This is a genomic window from Streptosporangium nanhuense, from assembly GCF_059358815.1.
In genome coordinates this window covers 1-24,401 of record NZ_JCADBG010000035.1, presented here as the reverse complement: position 1 = coordinate 24,401, position 24,401 = coordinate 1, and the positions used below count along the sequence as shown (strand labels likewise).

Sequence of the window (24,401 nt, the reverse complement as noted above, 5' to 3'; positions counted from 1 at the left end):
GTGCAGGTATTCCTTCAGACCCTGATCGGCGGGATCACGTTCGGGGCGGTGTACGCGCTGGTGGCGATGGGTTTCTCGATCGTCTACCAGACCATGGGGCTGGTCAACTTCGCGCACGGCAGCGTCGTGATGATCGGCGCGTACGCCGCCTCCACGTTCTACCTGGCCACCCAGCTGCCGTTCGCGATCGCGATCACGGTGGCCATCGTGGTCACCGGCCTCATCGGGCTGGTCATCGAACGCTTCCTGCGGCCGCTGGAGAACAAGGACTTCACACTGATGCTGATCGGCACGATCGGCTTCGGCGCCGTCCTGGAGGCGGGCGCGGTGCTCATCTGGGGGGCGACCGGGCACGCGGTCCCCTCCCCCATGCCGACCGAGCCGCTGGACCTGGGCGGGATCCGCATCCCCACCTACAGCCTGATGGTGATCGCCGTCGCGGCGACCGCCACCGGCCTGCTCGCGCTGTTCCTGCAGCGCACCAAGCGCGGCGCGGCCATGCAGGCCGTCGCCATGGACCACCAGGCGGCCACCGCGGTCGGCATCCACGTCGGCCGCAGCAACGCGATGGCCTTCGCGATCGGCGCGGGCCTGGCGGCGCTGGCGGGCAGCCTGATCGGGCCGATGCTGTACGTCAACCCGACCATGGGCGGCACGCTGGGCATCAAGGGGTTCGCCGCGGCGATGCTCGGCGGGTTCGGCAGCATGCCCGGCGCGATCGTCGGCGGCATGACCTTCGGGCTGCTGGACGCCTTCGCGGCCGGCAACTTCCAGGAGTACTCCGAGCTCGTCACGTTCCTGGTGTTCGCGGTCATCGTGATGATCCGCCCGACCGGCATCTTCGGAGAGACGACGGTGAACCGAGCATGAGACGTCTGGCATACCTCGTCCCCCTCGCGGTGGCCGCCTGGCTGCTGCCGTACGGGCTGGGCGGCTACTCCATGCACGTCGTGAACGTCGCGATCATCTTCGCGATCCTCGCCATCGGCCTGGGCCTGACCATGGGCGTGGCCGGGCAGATCAACCTGGCGCAGGTCGCCTTCTTCGGGGTCGGCGCCTACACCGTCGCCATCCTGTGCACGCGGGCGGGCTTCGGCTTCTGGAGCGCGGCGGTGCCGGCCCTGGTCGTGTCCGTGATCTTCGGCGTGCTGGTGGGCGTCCCCGCGCTGCGGATGCAGTCGCACTATCTCGGCATCGTCACCCTCGGCCTGGCGCTGGCCTTCACCAACTGGGTCACCAACGCCCACATCGCCGGCCGCGCCGAGGGCATCAGCGACATCCCGGCGCCGGTGCTGTTCGGGCTCGACCTGTCCAGCGCGTACCTGTTCTACTACGTCGAGCTGGTGGTCTTCGTCCTCTCGCTGGCGTTCGCGCTGTTCGTCACGCACTCGCCGCTCGGCCGCAGGCTGCGCGCGATGCGCGACGACGACCTGGCGGCGGGCGCGCTCGGCGCGGAGATCCCGCTGCTGCGCATGACCGCCTTCGTGCTCTCCGGCCTGTACGGCGGCCTGGCCGGTGTCCTGTACGCCGGGCTCATCCGCTTCGTGGCGCCGGAGTCGTTCAACATCGCCAACATGTTCCTGCTGCTCGCGATGGTGATCATCGGGGGGCGGGCCAGCATCCTCGGCTGCGTCATCGGCGCCGTCACGCTGGCCATGGTGCGCGAGGCGCTGCTGGACGCCTCGGCCTACGCCCAGCTCGGTTACGGCATCGTGGTGGTCCTCGTGGTGGTCTTCGCCCCCACGGGACTGGCCGGGCTGCCCCAACGGCTCCGGTCCCTGCTGCGGCGCCGCGACCAGGGTGCGCGGGTGCGGCTGCATCCCTTCCAGCCGTACGAGCGAACCGAGCGGGCGACGCCCGGCGACGCCGTGCTGGAGGTCCGGGGCGTGACGATGCGCTTCAAGGGGCTGACCGCCCTCGACGACGTCTCCCTCGCGGTCCCCGGCGGCGAGATCCGCGGCGTCGTCGGCCCCAACGGCTCGGGCAAGACGACCCTGTTCAACATCGTCAGCGGCTTCTACACGCCCAGCGCGGGCTCGGTACGCCTGCACGGCGACGACGTGACCGGGGCCAGGCCCTACCGGCTCTCCCAGCGCGGGGTCGCCCGCACCTTCCAGAACCTGCGGCTGTTCGAGGACCTCGACGTCCGGGAGAACGTGCTGCTCAGCCTCGACCGCACCAGGACCTCCTGGATCTGGCGCTACCTGGCGCTGCCCTGGAAGGTGTTCGGCTACGAGCGGGCGCTCGGGGCACGCGCCGACGAGATCATCGCCAGGTTCGGGCTGACGGACTACACCGCGGCCGTCCCGCGCTCGCTGCCGTACGGGATCCAGCGCCGCATCGAGATGGCCCGCGCGATGGCGATGTCGCCGTCGCTGCTGCTGCTCGACGAGCCAGCCGCCGGGCTGAACGGCGAGGAGGTGCGCCAGCTCGGCGACATCGTCCGCTCCATCAGGGACTCCGGCGTCACCGTGGTGGTGATCGAGCACAACATGGGACTGGTCATGTCGTTGTGCGACCACGTCACCGTGCTGTCCGGCGGCAAGGTGATCGCCGACGGCCCTCCGGCCGAGGTCGCGGTCGCCCCGGCCGTCGTGCAGGCCTACCTCGGCGACTCCATGGCCGCCCCCACCGAGTCCGCCGTCGAGGAGGCGACCCGATGACGACACTCACGGTCGAGAACCTGTCGGTCCACTACGGCGGCGTCCGCGCCGCCCACGGCGTGAGCTTCACCGTCGAGCCGGGGCAGGCGCTGGGCATCATCGGCGCCAACGGCGCCGGCAAGTCCTCCACCCTCAAGGCCGTGATGGGCCTTGCGCCCCGTCAGGCCACGGCGATCCGCTTCGGCGAGCACGACCTGCTGCGCGCCGCGCCGCACACCCTGGTACGGCACGGGCTCGGCTACGTCCCCGAGGGCAGGCACGTCTTCCCCGGGCTCACCGTGGAGAAGAACCTGCTGCTGGGCGCCTACACCAGCAGCTGGAGGAGCACGCCCATCGACGAGGTGTTCGAGCTGTTCCCGGTCCTCGCCGAGATGCGCCACCGGCCGGCCGGCGCGCTGTCCGGCGGGCAGCAGCAGATGCTGGCCGTCGGCCGGGCGCTCATGTGCCGGCCCAAGATGATGCTGCTCGACGAGCCCTCGATGGGCCTGTCGCCGATCCTGGTGGCGGAGATCGCCGGTGTCCTCAAACGGCTCAACGCCGACGGGCTCGCCATCCTGCTGGTCGAGCAGAACGCCAAGCTCACCTTCGACGTCACCACCACCTGCCTGGTGATGGAGAACGGGGAGATCGCCGCCACCGGCACCTCGGCCGAGCTTCGTGACGATCCCCAGGTGCGGCGTATCTACCTGGGCCTGTGACGGCCCGATCGGGGGCGCTGCTGGCCATGTGCGCGGCCCTGTTCGGGCTGTCGTTCGTCTTCACCCGTTCGGCGGTCGGCGCGCTCGGCCCGGTCGGCGTCAGCGCGGCCCGGGCCACGCTGGGCGGCTGCCTGCTGCTGACGGTGCTGCTCGCGCGGGGCGAGCGGCTGCGCGGGCCGCCCGCGGGCCGGTTCCTGGTGCTGGGCGCGTTGTCTGCCGCGCTGCCGTTCCTGCTGCTGTCGCTGGCCATGACGACCATGAACGCGGGCACCGCCGCGGTGCTCAACTCGGTGAGCCCGCTGTTCGCCCTCGCCATCGAGGTGGCGGCGGGCCGTGACCGGTTCACCGCGCTGAAGCTGGCCGGGCTCGCCACCGGGGCGGGCGGGGTGACGCTGGTGATGGCCGAGCGCGGCCTGGACGTCGGTCCCGGCGGCTGGATCGGCGTGCTGGCGGGGCTGGCGGGCGCGGCGGTGTTCGCCTACGGCGCGAGCTACGCCTCCCGGCACTTCCGGGACACGCCGCCTCTCGTGGTGGCCACCGGCCAGCAGCTCGGCGCCGCCGTCCTGCTGCTCCCGCTGGTGGCCCTCTTCCCGCCGCCGGGCCCGGTCACGGTGCCGGTGGCCGCCGGGGTGGCCGGGCTGGGCATCCTGGGCAGCGGGGTGGCGTACCTGCTGTTCTACCGGTTGATCGACCGGCTGGGCCCGGCCAGGACCGCCACGGTGAACCTGCTCGTGCCGATCTCGGGCGTGCTGTGGGGGCTGGTGCTGCTCGGCGAGCCGATCTCTGCGCCGAGCGTGCTCGGCATGGCGGCGATCCTGGTGGGCCTGCGCTGGGTGCTGATGAGGCCCGACCCCCCTGGTCCACCTGGTGGAACGCGGACTCCGCACATCGGCCCGAAAGGTTATTGACCCCGCCATGGGCGGGATCTATCGTGCGTCCATCACTCGGAACTATCAATCCACCTAGTGGACTAGTGAGAGGATGATCATGATCCGTCGCAGAGAGCTGCTCATGGCCGCCGCCGCCGCGACCGTGCTCGCCCCGGCCGGGGCCGCGGCCCCGGCCGCCGCGGCGACCCACCGGCGCGACACCGACTTCCCGAAGATCGGCGGGAACCTGGCGAACCAGAACTACAGCGGGCTGCGCGACCTGCACCGGGGCAACGTCAAACGGTTACGGGCCGCCTGGGTCAACAACATCGAGGGCGGCCTCATGGCCGGCAACAGCCAGAGCACCCCCGTGGCCGTGGACGGCATGCTCTACATCGAGTCGGCCCTGGGCAACGTCACCGCGGTGGACGGCCGCACCGGCGCCGTCAGGTGGAAGTACCTGCAGACCCGCGGGGCGGTCACCCGGCGCGGCGTCGCGGTCGGCGCGGGCAGGGTCTACACCTGCGCCAACGACAACTGGCTCATCGCCCTCGACCAGCGCACCGGCCAGGTGCTCTGGGAGCGGCAGCACAACGGTTACGGCAACCTGGAGAAGGTCGCGGTCACCTACCACGACGGCATGCTGTACTGCGGCACCAACGACGGCCCGCGCGGTGCCGCGCTCGCCTTCGACGCCGCGACCGGCGACCTGGCCTGGCACTTCTGGGGCACCCCGGGCCCCGGCGAGTTCGGCAACGACACCTGGGAGGGCGACTCCTGGCAGACCGGCGGCGCCACCCCGTGGATGCACTGCGCCATCGACCCCGATCTCCGCCTGGTCTACTGGACGTTCGGCAACGCCAGGGGCGCCCGCTCCTCCCAGGACGGCTCCGAGCGCGGCGGCCAGAACCTGTTCGCCAACTCGATCGTGGCGATGGACCTGAAGACCGGCGCCTACCGCTGGCACTTCCAGTCCATCCACCACGACATCTGGGACATGGACAACGTCATGGCGCCCGTCCTGGTCGACGCGCGCGTCCACGGCCGGACCCGCAAGCTCGCCGTCTACGGCAGCAAGACCGGCATGTACTACATCCTCGACCGGGCCGACGGCTCGGCCCCGCTGGGCATCGACGAGGTGCCCGTCCCCCAGGAGCCCCGGCAGAAGACCTGGCCGACCCAGCCCTTCCCCCGCCAGGGCGGCTGGACCGAGCTCACCCCCGTACGGCAGCCGCTGGGCACCGAGGTCCCCGGCCTCCCGCACCGCGCCGTCCCGAACTATCGGATCGGCTCCCTGTACACCCCGCACTGGGACGTGCCGATCCTCACCATCCCCGGGCACGGGGGCGGCGCCGACTGGAACCACCAGTCCTACAGCCACAGCACCCGGCTGGTGTACACCGGCTTCGGCTACGTCGCGGCGGCGCACTCGCTGACCGAGCCGTCCAACGGGCTGCGGCCACCGGGCGAGTACATGACCGGCGGGGTGGTGGCCGTGGACCCGGGCACCAACCGGGTCCGTTGGAAGCGGAACATGCCGTACTCGCTGGCGCACGGCAACGGCATCCTCACCACGGCCTCCGACCTGCTGTTCATCGGACAGCCCGACGGCAACCTGCTCTGCCTGGACGCCCGCGACGGCCGCGAGCTGTGGCGCTGGCAGACCGGCGCCGCCGTCAGCAGCAGCCCCATCTCCTACGAGATCGACGGGGAGCAGTACATCGCCGTCTACGCGGGCGGCACCAGCATCCCCTACGGCGACTCGGCCACCCGGGGCGACCACCTGTGGGCCTTCAGGCTGGGCGGCACCGCGCCTCCCGCGGCCACCCCGCCCGCGCCGGTGATCCGGCGGCCGGTCTCCGGCGGCCCGGTCGACGGGAGCGCCGTGAACGACACCGTCGTGCTCGCCCGCACCTACAACGCCGCCACCGGCCAGGTCGGCACCGTCGAGTCCACCGCGGTGAACGCGATGGCCCCCACCCACCTGCGGGTGCCGGTCGGCACCACGGTCACCTTCGTCAACCCCGCGGACAACGTCGACGTCCACGGCGCCACCCAGTTCTTCGAGGGACTGTTCGACGTCAGGCTCAACCCGGGCGAGTCGTTCCGGTACACCTTCACCCGGCCGGGCGAGTTCTTCTTCAACGACCCCTTCAGCGCCCGCCCCACCGGCAAGATCGAGGTCCTGCCCGGCTAGCCGGGCGGTGTCGCGCGCTCCCGGGCCGTCGGCCCGGGGTACCGCCCGCTCAGCCGGAGATGACCGCGACGTCGGGCCCCAGGAGCGGGAAGCGCTCCAGCACCTCCGGGTCGTGGCCGGCGACCACGAGGTGCGGCCCGCCGGCCAGCTGCCCGATCCTGTCGAAGGCGCCGTACATGCCGGTCATGCTGTGCAGGATCGGGAAGGGGCGGTCGTCCTCCAGGTTCTCGTAGAAGTGGGCGGCGTCGGAGGCCAGGACGACGTCGCCGCGCGCGGTGTTGACCCGCACCACCTGCATGCCCGCGGTGTGCCCGCCGACCAGGTGGACGCTCAGGCCGGGCACGACCTCGGCGTCGCCGTCCACCAGCGTCACCCGCCCGTCCTCGCGGGCGGCCCGCAGGTGGGCCAGGTCGTCGTCGTTCAGCAGCCAGCGTTCCCTGGTGAGGCGGTCCGCCCAGGGACCGGTCCAGTAGTCGAGCTCCGCCCGCTGCAGCACGTAGCGGGCGGAGGTGAACTCGCGGGCGGTGCCGGTGTGGTCGTAGTGCAGGTGGGTCAGCACCACGTGGCCGACGGAGTCCGCGGGTACGCCCAGCGCGGCCACGGCCTCCACCGGCGAGGTGCGGTAGTCCAGCCCCTCGACGCCCTGGGCGCGCGAGCGGCCGATGCCGGTGTCGACGACGACGGTGTGCCGCTCGGAGACCGCGAGCCACACGTAGTACGAGGTGGGATGCGGCTGATCGGCACCGGCGTCGTAGCCGTGGAAGTGCTCCCCGCGCCGGGCGTCGCGCACGGCGTAGCGGAGGGCGTACACGCGAAACTCGCTCATACCTTCATCGGCTCCGTGCGCTTGAGACCGAGCTGCTCGGTGGGGACCCGGTAGGTCTCCCGGCCGGTCGCCACCGCGGCCACGTTCACCAGGCACAGCACCGCCACGATGACCGACACGCCGAACCAGCTCTCCTTGCCCGTGCCCGCCAGCGCGGTGGCCACCGTCGGCGCGAAGCCGGCGATCGCGAAGCCGATCTGGGTGCCGACCGCCATGCCGGACAGCCGCACCTTGGTGGTGAACATCTCGCCGTAGAAGGAGGGCCAGACCGCGCTGGTGGCGCTGTGCACGACACCGAACATCGCGATGCCCAGCACGAAGATGAGGGCGTAGCTGCCGGTGGAGATCGACCACAGGTAGGCGAACATCAGCACCGCGCAGCCCAGCGACCCGCCGATGAAGACCGGCTTGCGGCCGATCCTGTCCGACAGGATGCCCCACAGCGGGATGGTGATCACCGCGGCGACGTTGGCCAGGACGCCCACCCACAGCATCGGCCCCCGCTCCAGCCCCATGGTGTTGACCGCGTAGGACAGGGCGTGGACGGTGAAGATCGTGCTCACCGAGGCGATGACCGCGGCCACGACCACCCGCAGCACGTCCTTCCAGTGATCGCGGAAGAGCACGGCCAGCGGGAGCTTGGCGACGGTGTTGCCGGCGACCTGCTGCTCGAACGCGGGCGTCTCCTCCAGGGTGCGGCGGATGATCAGCCCGACCACGGCCACCACGATGCTCAGCCAGAACGGCACCCGCCAGCCCCAGCTCAGCAGCTGCTCCTCGGGCAGCGCGGCGATCGGCAGGAAGACGGCGGTGGCGATGATCTGCCCGGCCTGGGTGCCGTTGAGGGTGAAGCTGGTGTAGAAGGCGCGCCGTCCCTCGGGGGCGTGTTCGAGCGTCATGGAGTTGGCGCCCGCCTGCTCGCCGGAGACGGAGAAGCCCTGCAGCAGGCGCAGCAGCACGAGCAGGATCGGCGCGAGCACGCCGACCTCGTCGTAGGTGGGCAGGCAGCCGACCAGGAACGTCGACACGCCCATCATCACCAGGGTGATGACCAGCACCTTCTTGCGGCCGAACTTGTCACCCACGTGCCCGAGGACGAAGGCGCCCACCGGCCTGGCCAGGTAGCCGACGCCGAAGGTCGCCAGCGCCAGGAGCGTGCCCGTCGCGGGCGAGGAGGACGGGAAGAAGATCTTGCTGAACACCAGCGCGGCCGCGGTGCCGTAGATGAAGAAGTCGTAGTACTCCAAGGCACTGCCGATCCAGGCCGCCGCGGCCGCCTTGCGGGGTTTACCCTGCACTGTCACGGGTGCTCCTCATGCTGGGAGATAGGGGGATGCGCAATGGCAGGAAACTAACTCACTGGTTCGTACATTACAAGGGTGTTGCCAATCGGTTACCCGCTTCGATCCGCGCCCGCCCTCGCCCACGTCGGCGGCATCCGGGCACGGACGCCCGCACGCGCGCCGTGGATCGCGCGCCGAACGCCCCGTCCGGGCGGCGCGACGGCCGAACCGCACGGGATCACGCCTTCACGCCGTCACATCGGCACGCTGTCATGTCGGCACACCGTCACGTCGTCACGCTGTCATGCCGTCACGCCGCTATGCCGTCACGCGGAGGGAGCCGGAGCCGAGCGCCCCTCCCCGCCCTCTCCGCGCAGGTAGCCGACGACCATCTCGCCGACCATCCGGCGCAGCCTGGCCCGGTGCTCGGGCGCGGTCATGTCGCGGCCGAACAGCGCGCCGAACGTGTGCTGGTTGGCCACCCGGAAGAAGCAGAACGAGCTGATCATCATGTGCACGTCGATGGCGTCGGCCTCGGTGACGAAGTCACCGGACTCCTGGCCCGCGTCGAGGATGCGCTCGATGAGGTCGAGCACCGGGGTGGCGAGGCCGGCCAGCGCCTGCGACTTGCGGATGTGCTCGGCCTGGTGGATGTTCTCGATGGCGACGAGCTGGATGAAGTCGCGGTGCGCGTCGTGGTGGTCGAAGGTCAGCTCGGCCAGCGTGCGGATCGCCTCGACCGGGGCCAGGTGCTCGACGTCGACCGTGCGCTCCGCCGCGCGGACCTCCGCGTACGCCTTCTCCAGCACCGCGATGTAGAGCCGCTCCTTGCTGCCGTAGTAGTAGTAGATCATGCGCTTGGTGGTGCGCATCCGGGCGGCGATCTCGTCGACCCGCGCACCGGCGTAGCCGTGGCGCGCGAACTCGTGCTGGGCGACCTTGAGGATCTCCGCCCTGGTGCGGTCAGCGTCCCGCTGGCGTTCGGTGGTGGCGGGCTGCGAGGTCATTGGCCCATCTTAGGATGGCCCGCGTGCTGTACGGCGAGCCGGATCGGGGCGTTGACGGCGCCGTAGCCCCGGTAGCCGCCGACGCGCTGGACGATCTCGAAGAAGACGCGTCCCACGGTGACCGTGTACATGTGCAGGAACTCGCCGTGCTCGTCCCTGTCGTACAGCACGCCCAGCCGTCGCAGCTCGGGATCGACCTCATGGCGGTCCTCCAGGTCGTCGTAGTAGTTGTCCGGGATGGGCAGCAGCAGTTCCGGATGCTCGGCGCGCAGCCTGCGGGCGACGGCCAGCAGGTCGTCGCTGGCCAGGGCGACGTGCTGCCACGGGGTGTCGCCCGCACCGACCTGGGCGATGTTGAGCACCATCCGCACCTGTTCGGCGGCCTCCTCGCCCTCCTCGCCCTCCTTGGCCTCCGCTTCCCCGGCCGTCGCGCCCGTCTCGCCCGCGCCGGGCACCGGTGTCGTGGACATCGCCCTGCTGCGCAGCAGGCCGTAGGGGTCGGGCAGCTCCAGGCTCTCCTGCGGGTGCAGACCCAGCACGCTGCCGTAGAACAGCGCGGCCTCGTCGAAGTGGTGCCAGGGCTGGGTGAGTGCCACGTGGTCGATGTGGGTGATCTGCCCGGGGACGGGCTCGACCGTTTCGACAGCGCCGAAGTCGCCGAAGTCGCCGAGCCAGGCGGTGTCGCAGAAGAAGAGCGCGGTGCCGTCCGGGGCGGCGATCGCGTCCAGCGAGGCGTCCTGCGGGGCGCGCTCGCGCGGGAGCACCGGCGCCAGCAGTGTCTCTGCGTGTTTGACGGCCCGCTCGGGGTCGGGACTGTCCAGCCCGATGGCGACCAGGGCGGGGTCGGCTCCGGTGGCGTTGAGCAGCATCCGGGCCCCGCCCTGGCTCCACAGCTCGACCGGTTTGCTGGTGTGGGAGCCGGTACGGGTGAAACCGAGCGCGTCCAGCACGCCGCTCAGGGAACCCGCGTCGGCGAGCTCGGCGAAGGCGAAGCCGGTGGGCACGGCGGGGTGCGCGGCGCCGTGCAGGGTCTGTTCCAGGGCGATGAGCGAGCGCATGCCGTCCCGGGCGGTACGGCCGGTGTCGGCCTGGCGGAAGTGGTCGTTGAACACCTCCAGCGACAGCGGCCCGGCGTATCCGGTGTTCAGCACGTGCTGGACCAGGCCGGCGACGTTCATGGTGCCCTGGCCGGGAAAGCAGCGGTAGTGGCGGCTCCACTGCAGCACGTCCATGGCCAGCATCGGCGCGTCGGCGAGCTGCAGGAAGAAGATCTTCTCACCCGGGATGGCCTCGATGCCGATCGGGTCGGAGCCTCGCGACAGGATGTGGAAGCTGTCCAGGCAGGTGCCCAGGTTGGGGTGGTCGGCCATCCGGACGATCCGCCAGGCGTGCAGGTACTCGTTGACGTGCCGGCCCCAGGCCAGCGCCTCGTAGGCGATCCGGATGCCGTGTTCGGCGGCCCGCTCGGCGAGCCGCCGCAGCTGCTCCGCGGCGAGGGCGTCGTCGCCGATCGAGGCGGGCGAGACGTTCGAGCAGACCAGCAGCGTGTCCGCGCCGAGGCGCTCCATCACCCGGAACTTGCGCTCGGCCCGCTCCAGGTTGGCCGCGAGCATGGGGGCGGGCACGGCCTCGAAGTCGCGGAACGGCTGGTAGAGGTCGATGCCGAGGCCCAGGTCGGCGGCGCGGGCGCGAATCTCCTCGGGTGAGTGCGGGCAGACGAGCAGGTCGTTCTCGAAGATCTCCACACCGTCGAACCCGGCGGTGGCGATCGCGATGAGCTTCTCGGTGAGGGTGCCGCTGACGGAGACGGTGGCGATGGACGTGCGCATGGCTCCCTCTCGGGTGGTGACCGGGTCGATGGGGTGGGCGGGGTCTCGGGTCGTGCCAGGTCAGGTGGGCGGGCTGTCGGGTCGTGCCAGGTCAGGTAGGCGGGTTATCGGGTCGCGCCAGGTCAGGTAGGCGAATGCTCAAGTCGCGCCGATGTCGGGTGGGCGGGTTCTCACGTGGCGACCAGGTCGGTCAGGTGGGCGAGCATCCGTTCGCTGTCCGGGGTGCGGCCGGTGAAGAGGCGGAAGGCGTGGGCGGCCTGGAAGACGACCATGCCCCCGCCGTCGAGCGTCCGGCAGCCCAGCGCGCGGGCCTGCTTGAGCAGCTCGGTCTCCAGCGGCCGGTAGACGATGTCGGCCACCCACAGGCCGGGGTGGAGCAGCTCGGCCGGCAGCGGCAGCCCGGGATGGAGCGCCATGCCGGTGGGGGTGGCGTGTGCCAGGCCGTCGGCGTGGGCGAGCAGCTCGGGCAGCTCGTCCCGGGTGGCGGGGCGGGCGCGTTCGGGCCCGAAGCGGTCGCCCAGCCGGCCGGCCAGCGCCGTCGCCCGCGCGGGGTCCGCGTCCACGATCGTGACGTGGCCGGCGCCCATGGTCAGCAGCGCGTGCGCGATCGCCGCTCCCGCGCCTCCCGCGCCGAGCTGGACGATGCGCCGGGTGGGCGCGTCCGGCAGGCCGCGCTCGAACGACTCGGCGAAGCCCGTCCAGTCGGTGTTGTAGCCGACGGCCCGCTTGCCGTCGAAGACGACCGTGTTGACGGCGCCCAGCATGCGGGCGTCCGCCGACAGCTCGTCCAGGTGCGGGATGACGTCCTGCTTGCACGGGTGGGTGATGTTGAGCCCGTCGTAGCCGAACCGGCGGGCCGTACGGACCAGCTCCCCCACGTCGTGCCCCAGGCTGTCGGTGTCGAGCAGCCGGTAGACATAGCGCAGCCCGTGGTGGGTCGCCTCGCGCTCGTGCAGCGGAGGGCTGAGCGAGGGGCCGATGCCCGAGCCGATCAACCCGGTCAGGTACGAGGCCATCAGTTCTCCCTCTTCAGCAGGTGCGCCAGGTGTGTCAGCGCGAGGACGTACCCGTGCGCCCCGGCGCCGCAGATCACGGCGTCGGCGACCTCGGAGACGAACGACGTGTGCCGGTACGGCTCACGCCGGTGGATGTTGGTGAGGTGGACCTCGACGGTGGGCAGGGCGACGGCCGCCAGCGCGTCGCGCAGGGCGACGGAGGTGTGCGTGTAGCCGCCCGCGTTGATCACGATCGCGGCCGGGCCCGGTTCGTGGACGGCGTCGATCAGCGCGCCCTCGTGGTTGCTCTGCCGGAAGTCCACCTCTAACCCGAGCGTGGCGCCGGTGCGGTGGCACTGCGCTCGGACGTCGGCGAGCGTCGCGCCACCGTACAGGTGCGGCTCTCGGCGGCCGAGGAGGTTGAGGTTGGGCCCGTTGAGGACCAGGACGCTAGGCATCGTTCTCCAATGTACGTACTAGTACGTTAGCTGGCTAGACAGGGGCGCGGACCGGGCCGGGGCGACCACGCGACAGGCGGTGGGGACGCCCTTCCCGTTCCCGTCTCACCTCATGTACGAACTAGTGAGTTCGTTATAGCGCATGACGCCCCGCCTTTCCAGCCGAGCGGGCATCATGCTGATCGCGGCGCCGGGCGCGTCCGTCGCGTGAGCCCGTCGCATGAGTCCGTCGCATGAGTCCGTCGCATGAGTCCGTCCAGGCGGATCCACGAAGACGTTCACGTATGAAAGCGAGACAGTCACTCATTGGAAGTCCCTCCTCCCCACCCTACGGTTGGCGCACACGAGACGATCAGCCGTTGGGGGCCCTTCATGGCGAGGCAGCGCGGGATTCTGGTGACCGGGGCGACCGGCACGACCGGCCGTCAGGTGGTGGCCCAGTTACTGGAGGCGGGCGCCGAGGTGCGCGCGACGGCCCGCGACCCCGAGGCGGCCGGTCTTCCCGGCGGCGTCGAGGTCGCGCGCGGCGACCTGGCCGACCCGGACAGCCTGCGCGCGCCCCTGGACGGGGTCGAGGCCGTGTTCCTGCTCTGGCCGTTCGCCACGGCCGAGGGGATGCCCGCGGTCCTGGAGGCGATCGCCGCACATGCCCGCCGCGTCGTCTACCTGTCCTCCGCGGCCGTACGCGACCACGAGCGGCGGATCGAGCGGATGATCGAGCGGTCCGGGCTGGAGTGGACGTTCCTGCGACCGCACGCCTTCGCGGCCAACACCCTGCGGTGGGCCGAACAGATCCGGGCCGAGGCCGTCGTGCGCGAGCCGTACGGCGCGGCCGCCATGCCCCCGCTGCACGAGCGGGACCTCGCGGCGGTCGCGGTGCGCGCGCTCCTCGGCGACGGCTACGACGGCGCCACCTACGAGCTGACCGGGCCGAAGACGCTGACCCAGGCCGAGCAGGCGGGCGTCATCGGCGAGGTGATCGGCCGCCCGGTGCGCTGGGAGGAGACCTCGCCGGAGGCCGCGCGGCGGCGGATGCTCACCGGAGGCTGGCCGCCCGAGGCCGTGGACGGCGTCCTGCGGGCCCAGGCCGGGATGGTGACCGATCCGAGAGCGGCCACCACCACGGTGGAGGCGGTCACCGGGGCCCCGGCCCGCACGTTCCGCACCTGGGTGACCGACCACGCGGACCGGTTCCGAGCCTCGTGAAACGCCCCCGGGGGCGGGCGCCCCGTGAACGCCGCCCGCCGCCACGGGGTGGCGGTCCCGGGTCAGCCGAACCGGGTCAGCCGAAGTCGAAGAAGATCGTCTCCTTCTCGCCCTGCAGGTGGATGTCGAAGCGGTAGAGGTCCTCCCGCTCCCGCGCGGCCAGCAGCGTGTGCGCGCGCTCGGGCGGCAGCGAGTCGAGGAAGGCGTCGTGGGCGAGGTAGACGCGGGTGTAGAGGTGGTGCAACAGGCCGCGCGCGAACACGCACACGCTGATGTAGCCGTTGCCGGGCACGAGCGTGCGCAGCGTCCAGCGGCCGTCGGCGTCGGTGGGCACCCGGCCGAACCCGGTGAAGTCGACCCCGTGCCTGCCGATGACCGCGCCGTTCACCGGGTCGCGGCGCAGCGTGCCGGGCGCGCCGGTGAGGTCGCCGGACGGGGCGGCCTGCCAGAACTCCAGCAGCGCGTCCGGCACCGGGGCGCCCGCGCCGTCGTAGACGTACCCGTGCACGGTGATCCCGCCGGTCGCGATGTCACCGCCGCCGGGGAACGGGAGCGCGTAGCCGTAGAAGGGGCCGACGGTCTGCGAGGGAGTGGGGTTCACCGGCCCTCCTCCGTCCAGGTCGCGGCGGGGCCGTCGAGGACGATGTCCCAACGGTAGCCGAGGGACCACTCGGGGACCGACAGGTCGTGCTCGTAGGCGGCGACCATGCGCTGCCGGGCCCGCTCGTCGGTGACGGAGTTGAAGATCGGATCGTAGGGGAACAGCGGGTCGTTCGGGAAGTACATCTGGGTGACCAGGCGCTGGGTGAAGGCGGTGCCGAAGACCGAGAAGTGGATGTGCGCGGGACGCCAGGCGTTGGTGTGGTTGCGCCACGGGTAGGCGCCGGGCTTGATCGTGGTGAAGGTGTAGCCGCCGTCGTCACCGGTGAGGCAGCGGCCGACGCCGGTGAAGTTGGGATCGAGCGGGGCCGGGTGGTCGTCGCGCTGGTGCGGGTAGCGGCCCGAGGCGTTGGCCTGCCACACCTCCACGAGCTGGCCGCGCACCGGGCGGCCGTTCCTGTCGAGGACGCGGCCGTGCACGGTGATGCGCTCGCCCAGCGGCTCGGCGAGGTGCTGCCTGGTCAGGTCGGCGTCGAGCGCGGTGACGTCGGTGACGCCGAAGACCGGCCCGGTCAGCTCGGCCGCCTCCGGGTCCTTGATCGAGATCAACGGCTGCCGGGGGTGACGGAGCACGGTGCTGCGGTAGGGGCCGTAGTCGCGGGACGGGTGGTGTCTCTCCCGGCCGTCGCCCGTGGTCCCCGGCTCGCGGAGCGCCGCGATCTCGAGGTCGATGTCGGCCTGCGTGAGAGGGGTTGGCATGAGCTCCTACCTTTCGGGAACGACGGCCAGGCCCTGACCGGCGCCGGTGCGCGGGAAGGCGGGACCGGGGCCGGACATCCCGGCCACGGCTCTGACGACGTGGGCGGCCGGTCCGTGCGGACCGTCCGGACCGTCCGGGCGGACGCCCCGCGGCGCCCCGCCGCGTCGACCGGAGGACGGGCGCACGACGTCCAGGACATCCACGGCGTCCACGGCGTCCATGGCGCACACGGTATCCACCGCATCCACGGCATCCACGGTGCTCACCGTGGAGACGGCGAAGGCGCCTCTCATGCCCTCACCTCCGCGTCCGTACGATCGCGCAGCTCCGCCGGGCTCACCCCGGGCGCGGTCTCCACCAGCGCCAGCCCCTCCCCCGTGACGTCGAGGACGCCGAGGTCGGTGATGATCCGGTGGACGCACCCCTTCCCCGTGAGGGGCAGCGAGCACTCCTCGACGATCTTCGGCGAGCCGTCCTTGGCGACGTGATCCATGATCACGATGACCCTGCGGGCACCGTGGACCAGGTCCATCGCGCCACCCATGCCCTTGACGAGCCTGCCGGGGACCATCCAGTTGGCCAGGTCGCCACGGGCCGAGACCTGCATCGCGCCCAGCACCGCCACGTCGATGTGACCACCCCGGATCATGCCGAACGACAGCGAGGAGTCGAAGAACGACGCGCCGGGGAGCACGGTCACGGTCTCCTTGCCCGCGTTGATCAGGTCGGGGTCGACCGCGTCCGGCGCCGGGTAGGGGCCGACGCCGAGGATGCCGTTCTCCGAGTGCAGGATCACGTTCGTGCCGGCCGGGAGGAAGGAGGGGATCCGGGTGGGCAGGCCGATGCCGAGGTTGACGTAGTCGCCGTCGCGCAGCTCGGCCGCCGCGCGCGCGACCATCTGGTCGCGGCTCCAGCTCATGAGGCGCTCTCCCCCATCCGGTCGCGGCTGCGGCTCATGCGGTGCTCTCCCCTCGCTCCGCGGGCGCGGAGGTGGTACGGCGTTCGACGGCCTTGTCGGCGGCCTGCTCCGGGGTGAGCGGCACGACGCGCTGGACGAACACCCCCGGCAGGTGGATCTCGTCGGGGTCGAGCTCGGTCAGCTCCTCGACCTCGGCGACGGTGACCCGCCCGGCCATCGCGGCCAGCGGGTTGAAGTTCCTGGCGGCCTTGCCGAACACGAGGTTGCCGTGCCGGTCGCCCCTCGCCGCCCGCACCAGCGCGAAGTCGGTGGTGATGCCGTGCTCCAGCACGTACGCCCGGCCGTCGAACTCGCGCACCTCCTTGGGCGGCGAGGCGAGCACCACCGAGCCGTCCCGGCCGTGCCGCAGCGGCAGCCCGCCGTCGGCGACCGGCGTGCCGACCCCGGCCGGGGTGTAGAAGGCGGGGATGCCGCAGCCCCCCGCGCGCAGCCGCTCGGCCAGGCTGCCCTGCGGCGTCAGCTCGACCTCCAGCTCCCCGGTCAGGTACTGCCGGGCGAACTCCTTGTTGTCGCCGATGTAGGAGGCGGTCACCCGGCCGATCCGCCCGGCCTCCAGCAGGACGCCCAGGCCGCCGCCGTCCACGCCGCAGTTGTTCGACACCACGCCGATGTCGCGCACCCCCGTGTCGTACAGGGCCTGGATCAGCACGTTCGGGATGCCGCTCAGGCCGAACCCGCCCACCGCGAACGAGGCGCCGTCGCGCACATCCGCCAGGGCCTCCGCGGCCGTGGCGACCACCTTGTCTCCGCGCACGACACTCCGTTCAGCCGTGTGTTCGCTATGCGAACTTTAGTTCACTCTCGCGCACTTGAGTATGTGTACCGGCGTCCGTCCTGTCAAAGCGCCCCCCGTCGCGGCGGCCGTCCCGTCAAAGGCTCTCCGTCTCGACGGCCCTCCTGTCAAAGAGCCCCGGTCGCGCGTCCTGTCAAAGAGTCCCGGTCGCGGCGGCCGCCCCGTCGAGGCGCCCCGTCGCGGTGCCGGTTCCGTCAAGGCGCCTCACTCGCGGCACCGGTCCGCGCGGCGGTGACGACCACCGTGTTGTAGGGCATCACGAAGCCGCCCCCCAGCGCGTCGACGGCGGCCCCGGCGCCCTCCAGCACCTCCGCCAGCCGGTCCGACGGGAGCCGGGTGAGGGCGCCGGAGGTGGGCAGCTGGTCCAGCCACTCGTCCCGCGTGTAGGAACGCTCCCAGTCGAACCGCCACTGCTCGGGGTCGCCGAACCCGCCCGCCTCCCGGACCCCGTCGGCGGCCTTGGCGAACAGCGCCTGGTACCCCTCCAGGGCGTTCCCCGCCCCCTGGAACACGAACGGCGAGTCGGGCGCCACCCGCCGGTAGACCTCGGCGAAGGCCTCCGCCACGTCGAACGGGAGCTGGAACACGTGCCAGAACACCGCCAGCCGGCCGCCGGGCCGCAGCACCCGCGCCGCCTTGGCCGCCCCCGCCACCGGGTCCACCCAGTGCCAGGCCGTCCCGGCGACGACCGCGTCGAACATCCGGCCGGCGGCGTCCCAGTCCTCGAACCTCGCCACCTCGACCTCGACCCCGGTGCGCCGCGCGAAACCGGCCATCCGCGCGTCGGGCTCGACGCCGAGCACCTCGCAGCCGGCCGCCTGGAACTGCCGGGCCTCTATGCCGGTGCCGCAGCCGACGTCGAGGAAGCCGGGCCCGGGGCTGGCGGCGACGATCCGCTCCACCATGGCGTCGGGATAGCGGGGGCGGGCGCGGTCGTAGCGTTCGGCGTCCGTACCGAACGACTCCGCCACCTGCCGGTGTCGATGAAGATCGTTTTCAGGGAGAGGCGCTTCGGCCGACGGTATAGTGGGCATGCGCCCACCGTAGTGGGCACATGCCCACTCGTCAACGGACGGGTCTCACGAGCGAAGGCGGGGATGCACGGTGCCGACGGGAGTGGCCATGCGCGACGCGCGCGAGCAGCTGTTCGACGCCGCCGAGCGCGTCCTGCTCAGGGACGGGCCGAACGCGCTGACCAGCCGGGCGGTCACCACGGAGGCCGACTGCGCCAAGGGGGTCCTGCACCGGCACTTCGCCGACTTCGACGCCTTCCTCGCCGAGCTCGTGCTGGACCGCGTCACCCGGATCGGCGGCCAGGCCGCCACCCTGCACGCGTCCGCCGGGACCGGCACCGTCGCCGACAACCTCACCGGCGCGCTGACGGAGCTGTTCGAGACGGTCGCCGTGGCGATCGTCGGCCTCGTCATCTCCCGCGACGACCTGCGCGTCCGGCTGCGCCGGGCCGGGTCGCCCGGCCTCCCGGTCCTGGCGGAGGCCGGGGCCATGCTCGCCTCCTACCTCACCGCCGAGTGCGAGATGGGCCGCATCGCGGCGGACGCCGACGTCGACACGCTCGCGTTCACGCTGGTCGGGGCCGGGCACCTGCTGTACGCGGGCACCGGGGGCACACCGCCCGAGGCCGGAGCCGTCCACCGGATCGTGACCACGGTCGTCGCCGACGTCGTGCAGAGACGGCTGCTGTGAGCCGCCCGTCCGCGCCGGATCCGGCCGTCCGCCCCGGGATCCGCCCGGCCGGGACCGCTCCGGTTCCGGCCCGCCCCCGCCCGTGCGCGCACCGGCCCGGCGGCACGACCCCGGACCACCCTCCGGGACCGGCCCGGGGCACGTGAGGCGACGAACCGCACGACGCAAGGAGCCAGGACGTCACGGCTCGCCGCGATGTCACGGGGCCGGGTTCAGGCGGATCAGGGTGACGCCGTACGCGACGATCCAGACGACCCACATCAGCCAGCCGGCGAGCCCCAGGAGACCGAGCGGGCCGGCGTGGTCGATGACCAGCGGGGTGAGGGTGGCCGAGCCGAACAGCAGCGCGGCCGACGCCAGCCCCAGGGTGCCGTGCCAGGGCCGGATGAGACCGGCGCGCAGGCCGGCGACGGACAGGCCGAGCAGCGCGAGGGCCAGGAAGGTGCCGTTGAGGGTGAACAGCGCGTCGTGCAGTGCCCACAGTCCCCCTGTCACGCCCCCTGTCACGCCCCCTGTCACGCCCCCTGTCACGCCCCCGGTCGCGCCTCCTGCCACGCCCCCGGTCGTGGCGCCGGTCGTGGCACCGCCCGCGGCCGTCGACGTGAGCGCGAGGCGGGTCGCGATGACCGCGGCGAAGGTGGCGTTCTGCAGGGCCAGGCCGGTGAACCCGATCAGCGACCACGCCTCGCCCCGGCCGCGTTCGGAGCGCCGCAGCGCGGAGACCGCGCCCGCGCCGAACAGCGTGGCCAGCAGCCAGGCGGCGGGAGTGAGCGCGGACGCGACGGCGACGACCTCGCCCTCGGTGCCGAAGAACGCGCCGACCTCGCCGAGCCCGGCACCGGTGAGCGGCAGTCCGGCGGGCACCATGATCGCGTTGGCGAGGACGATCGTGGCGGCGAAACCGAGGGCGGCCAGCCCGGTGATCCGCGAGAAGCCCGGGACGGCCCCTCCAGATGATTGACGTAACATATATTCATTATAAACAGCGTAAAGCCATTGAGGGGGATCGGTGAGCACGGAACCGGACCGGCGTCGCTACGACTCGTTGCGCCGGGCGACGCAGGCGCGGGAGACCCGGGTGGAGATCGCCCGCGCCGCCCGCGAGCTGTTCCTCTCCCAGGGGTGGGCGGCGACGACCGTGCGGGAGGTCGCCCGTGAGGCGGGGGTCTCCGTGCCGACGGTCTACGCGGCGTACGGGAACAAGACGGGGCTGACCCGGGCTCTGGCGGACGCGGCGGACCTGTCGGCCGACGTGCCGCGGATGCTGGAGGAGCTGGAGGCCTCGGCGGCCGATCCCGGGCGGCAGCTCGCCGCGATGGCCGCCTACGACCGGCGGCTGTTCGAGCGCGCCGGCGACATCATCACGCTGGTGCGCGAGGCGGCCAGGACCGAGCCCGAGCTGGCGGCGGCCTACCGCGAAGGCCGCGGGCAGGGCGACAGGACCCGCGAGCTGGTGTTCTCGTCCTGGCCGGAGGGCGTCCTGCGACGCGGCCTGGACGTGCGTTCCGCCGTGGACGTCTACGCGGCCCTGTGCAACATCGACGTCTACACCACGCTCACCGCCGAACGCGGCTGGTCACCCGAGCGCGTCGAGCGGTGGTGGGGCGAGGCGCTGGCCCGCGAACTCCTGGACTGACGCCCCGCCCCCGGCCCGCCACCGCGACCGTCCACCGGACCGACGCGCCACTCCGGCCTGTCGCCGCGACCGTCCACCGGACCGACGCTCCCGGCCCGTCGTCACCGCGACCGTCCGGCGGACCGACGCGCAGCTCCGGCTCGTCGTCACGACCGTCCGCTGGAAGGGACCGGACGCCGGGCGTCCGGTCCCCGCCTCATCTCCTGCGGACGCCGATGAGCCGCTGCAGCAGGATGAAGGCGAACAGCAGCAGGCCGATGAAGATCTTGGTCCACCAGGAGCTGAGGGTCCCCTCGAAACTGATGATCGTCTGGGTCAGGCCGAGCACGAGGATGCCCAGCACGGTGCCGAAGAGATAGCCCGAGCCGCCGGTGAGCAGCGTGCCGCCGATGACCACGGCCGCGATGGCGTCCAGTTCCATGCCGACGGCGTGCAGGCCGTACCCCGACAGCATGTAGAAGGACAGCAGGATCCCGCCGAGCGCGGAGCACAGCCCGCTGATCGTGTAGACGGCGATCTTCGTCCGTCCCACCGGGAGACCCATCAGCAGCGCGGACTGCTCGCTGCCGCCGACGGCGTAGACCGTGCGGCCCAGCCGCGTGTGGTGCAGCACGTACGCCGCCACCAGCACCACGACCGCGGCGATCACCACGCTGGGCGAGATCCACAGCTCGGGGCCCAGGTCGATCCTTGTCTGCGCGAAGGCGGTGAAGATGCCGTCGGTGATCGGGATCGAGTCGGTACCGATCGTGTAGCACAGCCCCCGGGCCAGGAACATCCCGGCGAGCGTCGCGATGAAGGGCTGGACCTCGAAGTAGTGGATGATCGCCCCCATCCCGAACCCCAGCGCCGCGCCGATGGCCAGCACCAGCACGATCACCACCGGCGCCGGCCAGCCCTGGTTCGTGACGAGGCTGGCCGTGACCATCGTGGACAGCGCCACCACCGCGCCCACCGACAGGTCGATGCCGCCGGCGAGGATCACGAACGTCATGCCGACGCCGACGACGAGCAGGAACGCGTTGTCGACGAAGACGTTGAGGATCACCTGGCCGCTGGCGAACCCCTCGTACCGGATGCCGCCGGCCACGAACATCGCCATGAGCAGGCCCGCGGTCACCGCGACCGGGACGTATCTGCGGGGGAGCGCGAGCCGCCCGGCCGGGCCGGTCGTGATGGTCGTCATCCGTTCCTCACCGTCTCTTCCCGTACCTGCTCGCCGGTGGCCGCGCCCGTGAAGGGGCGGCCGGGACCGCCCCCGGGAGCGGGCGGCGGCGGGGCGGGGTCGTCCCGTTCCCACTGGAAGATCCTCCGCCGGAAGGCCGGTGACTGCAGCAGGCACACGATCGTCACCACGAGTGCCTTGAACAGCAGCGTCGTCTCCGGCGGCACGCCGATCGAGTAGATCGTGGTGGTCAGGGTCTGAATGATCAATGCCCCCAGCACGGTGCCGCCGAGGGAGAAGCGGCCGCCCGACAGCGAGGTGCCGCCGATGACGACGGCCAGGATGGCGTCCAGCTCGATCCACAGGCCGGCGTTGTTGCCGTCCGCGCTGGACACGTTGGAGCTGATCATCAGCCCCGCGATGCCCGCGCACAGCCCGCAGAAGGTGTAGGCCACGATCAGCACGCCCCGGGAGCGGATCCCCGACAGCCTGCTGGCCTCGGCGTTGCCGCCGACCGACTCGATGAACATGCCCAGCGCCAGCCTCCGGGTGAGGAAGGCGGTCAGCGCCGTCAGCGCGATCACGATGAGGATGCCGAACGGCAGCGTGAGCCAGTAGCCGCCGCCGACCAGCTTGTACGGGGCGCTGTTGATCGTGATGATCTGCCCGTCGGTGATCAGCTGGGCCAGGCCCCGTCCCGCGACCATGAGGATCAGCGTCGCGATGATCGGCTGGATGCCGACGGCGGCCACCAGGAACCCGTTCCAGGCTCCGAGCGCGAGCGCCACCGCCAGCGTGACGCCGATCGCCGCCAGCACGCCGCTCACGGAGTTCTGGTCGGCCAGGCCGCTGATCTGCATGCAGGCCAGCGCCCCGCCGATCGCCACCACCGAGCCGACCGACAGGTCGATGCCGCCGGTGGCGATGACCAGCGTCATGCCCAGCGCGACCAGGATCAGCGGCGCCCCGAAGCGGAGGATGTCGATGAGGCTGCCGTAGAGGTGCCCGTCCCGCATCTGCACGTGCAGGAAGTTGTCGGTGAACACCACGTTGAGCGCCAGCAGCGCGACCAGGATCACCGCGGGCCACAGCAGCCGGTGTTTGAGGAACGCTGTCATGACGCGGCTCCACTCGCGATCTTCTGCATCAGGACGTCGCTGGTGAGCGCGTCGTCGTTGTCGAGCTGGGCGACCAGCGTGCGGTCGCGCAGCACCCCGACCCGGTGGCTGAGCCGCAGGACCTCCTCCAGCTCGGCGGAGATGAACAGCACGGCCATGCCCCCGTCGGACAGCTCGGCGACCAGGCGCTGGATCTCCGCCTTGGCGCCGACGTCGATCCCCCGGGTGGGCTCGTCGAGGATGAGCAGCCGGGGTTCCATGATCAGCCAGCGGGCCAGCAGCACCTTCTGCTGGTTGCCGCCGCTGAGCGTGCGGACCGGCTGCTCGGGATCGCCCGGCCGGATGTTCAGCGCGGTGATGTACTTGGCGACCAGCTCGTCCTGCCTGCGCCGGGACAGCGGCCTGCTCCAGCCGCGCGCGGCCTGCAGCGCGAGGACGATGTTCTCGCGCACCGTGAGCTCGTCGACGAGTCCCTCCGCCCGCCGGTTCTCCGAGCAGAAGGCGATCTTCCGGTTCATCGCCGCCCGCGGCGTGCGCAGCGCGACCTGCTTTCCGCCGATCCGCAGCGAGCCGCCGTCGGCGTGATCGGCGCCGAACAGCAGCCGGGCCAGCTCGGTACGGCCGGAGCCGAGCAGCCCGGCCAGCCCGACGACCTCCCCCTCCCTGATGGTCAGGGTGAAGGGGTCGATGGCGCCCGACCGCCCGAGGTCGTGAGCCTCGACCAGCGGCTCCGCGACCCGGGCGGGGGGTTTCTCGTCGAGTTTCTCCAGGGCTGCCAGCTCCCGCCCGATCATCTTGGCGACCAGGTCGACCTGGGAGAGCTCGCGGGTGAGGTACTCCCCCACGAGCTTCCCGTCGCGCAGGACCGTCACGCGGTCCGACACCTCGTAGATCTGGTCGAGGAAGTGGGAGACGAACAGGATGGCGATGCCCTGCTCCTTCAGCCGGCGCATCACCCGGAACAGCTGGGCCACCTCGCCGGCGTCGAGGCTGGAGGTCGGCTCGTCGAGGATCAATACCTTGGCCTCGATGTCGACCGCCCTGGCGATCGCGACCATCTGCTGCACGGCGAGCGAGCACGACGCCAGCGGCGCCGACACGTCGACGCGCAGGTCCAGGCGGCCCATCAGCTCCGTGGCCCGCTGGCGCATCTCCTTCCACCGGATGCGGCCGAACCGGCGCGGTTCGCGGCCCACGAAGATGTTCTCCGCCACCGAGAGGTTGGGACAGAGGTTGACCTCCTGGTAGACCGTGCTGATACCGGCCTGCTGGGCGGCGGACGGGCTGGAGAAGGCGACCGGCGTTCCGGCCAGCTCGATCTCGCCCTCGTCGACGCCGTACACGCCGGTGAGAACCTTGATCAGCGTCGACTTCCCCGCGCCGTTCTCTCCCATCAGCGCGTGCACCTCGCCCGGCAGCAGCCGGAAGCCGACGTCGTCCAGGGCCTTGACGCCGGGGAATCGTTTGCCGATCCCGCTCATCCGTACGATCGGTGCCGGTGCGTCCATGCCGCGCTCCTCTCTTTTCGGAATGGGCGGCTCAGTACTGGCGGGTGGGCAGGGCTTCCTTCGCCTGCTCCTGGGTGAAGGTGGTCTCCTCGGTCACCACACGCTCG

General features: G+C 71.8%; 24 protein-coding genes. 8 read left to right on the top strand and 16 right to left on the bottom strand.

Annotated features, from left to right (window positions below):
• The 5 genes from AC5L38_RS40435 (at position 1) to AC5L38_RS40415 (ending at position 6,427) form a co-directional block, all read left to right on the top strand.
• Positions 1 to 870: a branched-chain amino acid ABC transporter permease gene (locus tag AC5L38_RS40435; protein WP_495248104.1), complete on the top strand. Its 870-nt coding sequence runs from the start codon at positions 1 to 3 to the stop codon at positions 868 to 870.
• Complete coding sequence (locus AC5L38_RS40430; RefSeq protein WP_495248103.1) at positions 867 to 2,663, top strand: branched-chain amino acid ABC transporter ATP-binding protein/permease; 1,797 nt, start codon at positions 867 to 869, stop codon at positions 2,661 to 2,663. Before AC5L38_RS40435 ends, AC5L38_RS40430 begins: the two co-directional genes overlap by 4 nt.
• The gene (locus AC5L38_RS40425) at positions 2,660 to 3,361 is read left to right on the top strand and encodes an ABC transporter ATP-binding protein (RefSeq protein ID WP_495248102.1); all 702 of its coding nucleotides are present in this window, start codon (positions 2,660 to 2,662) and stop codon (positions 3,359 to 3,361) included. The genes AC5L38_RS40430 and AC5L38_RS40425 overlap by 4 nt, the downstream gene beginning before the upstream one ends.
• Positions 3,358 to 4,269, top strand: a complete 912-nt coding sequence (locus AC5L38_RS40420; protein WP_495248101.1) for a DMT family transporter — start codon at positions 3,358 to 3,360, stop codon at positions 4,267 to 4,269. The genes AC5L38_RS40425 and AC5L38_RS40420 overlap by 4 nt, the downstream gene beginning before the upstream one ends.
• Before the next feature lie 79 nt (positions 4,270 to 4,348).
• Positions 4,349 to 6,427, top strand: a complete 2,079-nt coding sequence (locus AC5L38_RS40415) for an outer membrane protein assembly factor BamB family protein (RefSeq protein ID WP_495248100.1) — start codon at positions 4,349 to 4,351, stop codon at positions 6,425 to 6,427.
• Between the two features lie 49 nt (positions 6,428 to 6,476).
• Here AC5L38_RS40415 and AC5L38_RS40410 read toward each other — a convergent pair whose 3' ends face one another.
• From AC5L38_RS40410 to aroQ, 6 genes are all read right to left on the bottom strand, one after another.
• On the bottom strand, positions 6,477 to 7,253 hold the full coding sequence (locus tag AC5L38_RS40410; RefSeq protein ID WP_495248099.1) for an N-acyl homoserine lactonase family protein: 777 nt from the start codon (positions 7,251 to 7,253) through the stop codon (positions 6,477 to 6,479).
• Positions 7,250 to 8,557, bottom strand: a complete 1,308-nt coding sequence (locus AC5L38_RS40405; protein WP_495248098.1) for an MFS transporter — start codon at positions 8,555 to 8,557, stop codon at positions 7,250 to 7,252. Before AC5L38_RS40405 ends, AC5L38_RS40410 begins: the two co-directional genes overlap by 4 nt.
• Positions 8,558 to 8,862: 305 nt before the next feature.
• Positions 8,863 to 9,543: a TetR family transcriptional regulator gene (locus AC5L38_RS40400; protein ID WP_495248097.1), complete on the bottom strand. Its 681-nt coding sequence runs from the start codon at positions 9,541 to 9,543 to the stop codon at positions 8,863 to 8,865.
• Positions 9,540 to 11,372 carry a sugar phosphate isomerase/epimerase and 4-hydroxyphenylpyruvate domain-containing protein gene (locus AC5L38_RS40395; protein WP_495248096.1) on the bottom strand — a complete coding sequence of 611 codons (1,833 nt, stop codon included), beginning with the start codon at positions 11,370 to 11,372 and terminating at the stop codon, positions 9,540 to 9,542. The genes AC5L38_RS40400 and AC5L38_RS40395 overlap by 4 nt, the downstream gene beginning before the upstream one ends.
• A 170-nt stretch (positions 11,373 to 11,542) precedes the next feature.
• Positions 11,543 to 12,388, bottom strand: coding sequence for a shikimate dehydrogenase (locus tag AC5L38_RS40390; protein WP_495248095.1), 846 nt, complete (start codon positions 12,386 to 12,388; stop codon positions 11,543 to 11,545).
• A complete protein-coding gene (aroQ, locus tag AC5L38_RS40385) occupies positions 12,388 to 12,825 on the bottom strand; it encodes a type II 3-dehydroquinate dehydratase (RefSeq protein WP_495248094.1) in 438 nt (145 codons plus the stop codon). The genes AC5L38_RS40390 and aroQ overlap by 1 nt, the downstream gene beginning before the upstream one ends.
• Before the next feature lie 372 nt (positions 12,826 to 13,197).
• On the opposite strand from aroQ, the gene AC5L38_RS40380 reads away from it, so the two are divergent.
• A complete protein-coding gene (locus AC5L38_RS40380; RefSeq protein WP_495248093.1) occupies positions 13,198 to 14,031 on the top strand; it encodes an NAD(P)H-binding protein in 834 nt (277 codons plus the stop codon).
• Between the two features lie 76 nt (positions 14,032 to 14,107).
• Here AC5L38_RS40380 and pcaG read toward each other — a convergent pair whose 3' ends face one another.
• The 6 genes from pcaG to AC5L38_RS40350 all read right to left on the bottom strand — a co-directional run bounded on the left by pcaG (position 14,108) and on the right by AC5L38_RS40350 (position 18,197).
• Complete coding sequence (gene pcaG / locus AC5L38_RS40375) at positions 14,108 to 14,632, bottom strand: protocatechuate 3,4-dioxygenase subunit alpha (protein ID WP_495248092.1); 525 nt, start codon at positions 14,630 to 14,632, stop codon at positions 14,108 to 14,110.
• A complete protein-coding gene (pcaH, locus tag AC5L38_RS40370) occupies positions 14,629 to 15,390 on the bottom strand; it encodes a protocatechuate 3,4-dioxygenase subunit beta (RefSeq protein WP_495248091.1) in 762 nt (253 codons plus the stop codon). Before pcaH ends, pcaG begins: the two co-directional genes overlap by 4 nt.
• A 6-nt stretch (positions 15,391 to 15,396) precedes the next feature.
• Positions 15,397 to 15,684, bottom strand: a complete 288-nt coding sequence (locus tag AC5L38_RS40365; RefSeq protein WP_495248090.1) for a hypothetical protein — start codon at positions 15,682 to 15,684, stop codon at positions 15,397 to 15,399.
• A complete protein-coding gene (locus tag AC5L38_RS40360) occupies positions 15,681 to 16,310 on the bottom strand; it encodes a CoA transferase subunit B (RefSeq protein ID WP_495248089.1) in 630 nt (209 codons plus the stop codon). The genes AC5L38_RS40365 and AC5L38_RS40360 overlap by 4 nt, the downstream gene beginning before the upstream one ends.
• Before the next feature lie 34 nt (positions 16,311 to 16,344).
• Positions 16,345 to 17,124, bottom strand: coding sequence for a CoA transferase subunit A (locus AC5L38_RS40355; protein WP_495248088.1), 780 nt, complete (start codon positions 17,122 to 17,124; stop codon positions 16,345 to 16,347).
• A gap of 233 nt (positions 17,125 to 17,357) precedes the next feature.
• Entirely contained in the window at positions 17,358 to 18,197 is an 840-nt protein-coding gene (locus AC5L38_RS40350) for a class I SAM-dependent methyltransferase (protein WP_495248087.1), read from the bottom strand.
• Positions 18,198 to 18,267: 70 nt separating this feature from the next.
• Here AC5L38_RS40350 and AC5L38_RS40345 point away from each other — a divergent pair, with 70 nt between their 5' ends.
• Entirely contained in the window at positions 18,268 to 18,867 is a 600-nt protein-coding gene (locus AC5L38_RS40345) for a TetR/AcrR family transcriptional regulator (RefSeq protein WP_495248086.1), read from the top strand.
• Positions 18,868 to 19,065: 198 nt separating this feature from the next.
• Here AC5L38_RS40345 and AC5L38_RS40340 read toward each other — a convergent pair whose 3' ends face one another.
• Positions 19,066 to 19,836 carry a hypothetical protein gene (locus tag AC5L38_RS40340; protein WP_495248085.1) on the bottom strand — a complete coding sequence of 257 codons (771 nt, stop codon included), beginning with the start codon at positions 19,834 to 19,836 and terminating at the stop codon, positions 19,066 to 19,068.
• A gap of 40 nt (positions 19,837 to 19,876) precedes the next feature.
• Between AC5L38_RS40340 and AC5L38_RS40335 the strand changes: the two genes are divergently transcribed.
• Positions 19,877 to 20,503: a TetR/AcrR family transcriptional regulator gene (locus tag AC5L38_RS40335; RefSeq protein ID WP_495248084.1), complete on the top strand. Its 627-nt coding sequence runs from the start codon at positions 19,877 to 19,879 to the stop codon at positions 20,501 to 20,503.
• A 196-nt stretch (positions 20,504 to 20,699) separates the two neighbouring features.
• Here the strand turns inward: AC5L38_RS40335 and yjfF are convergent, their stop codons facing one another.
• Genes yjfF through AC5L38_RS40320 form a run of 3 tightly spaced genes read right to left on the bottom strand, consistent with a single transcriptional unit; the run spans position 20,700 to position 24,294 of the window.
• Positions 20,700 to 21,689 (bottom strand): galactofuranose ABC transporter, permease protein YjfF, encoded by a 990-nt coding sequence (gene yjfF, locus AC5L38_RS40330; RefSeq protein WP_495248083.1) that lies wholly within the window; start codon positions 21,687 to 21,689, stop codon positions 20,700 to 20,702.
• Positions 21,686 to 22,786, bottom strand: coding sequence for an ABC transporter permease (locus tag AC5L38_RS40325; protein WP_495248082.1), 1,101 nt, complete (start codon positions 22,784 to 22,786; stop codon positions 21,686 to 21,688). The genes yjfF and AC5L38_RS40325 overlap by 4 nt, the downstream gene beginning before the upstream one ends.
• Entirely contained in the window at positions 22,783 to 24,294 is a 1,512-nt protein-coding gene (locus AC5L38_RS40320) for a sugar ABC transporter ATP-binding protein (RefSeq protein ID WP_495248081.1), read from the bottom strand. The genes AC5L38_RS40325 and AC5L38_RS40320 overlap by 4 nt, the downstream gene beginning before the upstream one ends.
• Positions 24,295 to 24,401: the final 107 nt, after the last annotated feature.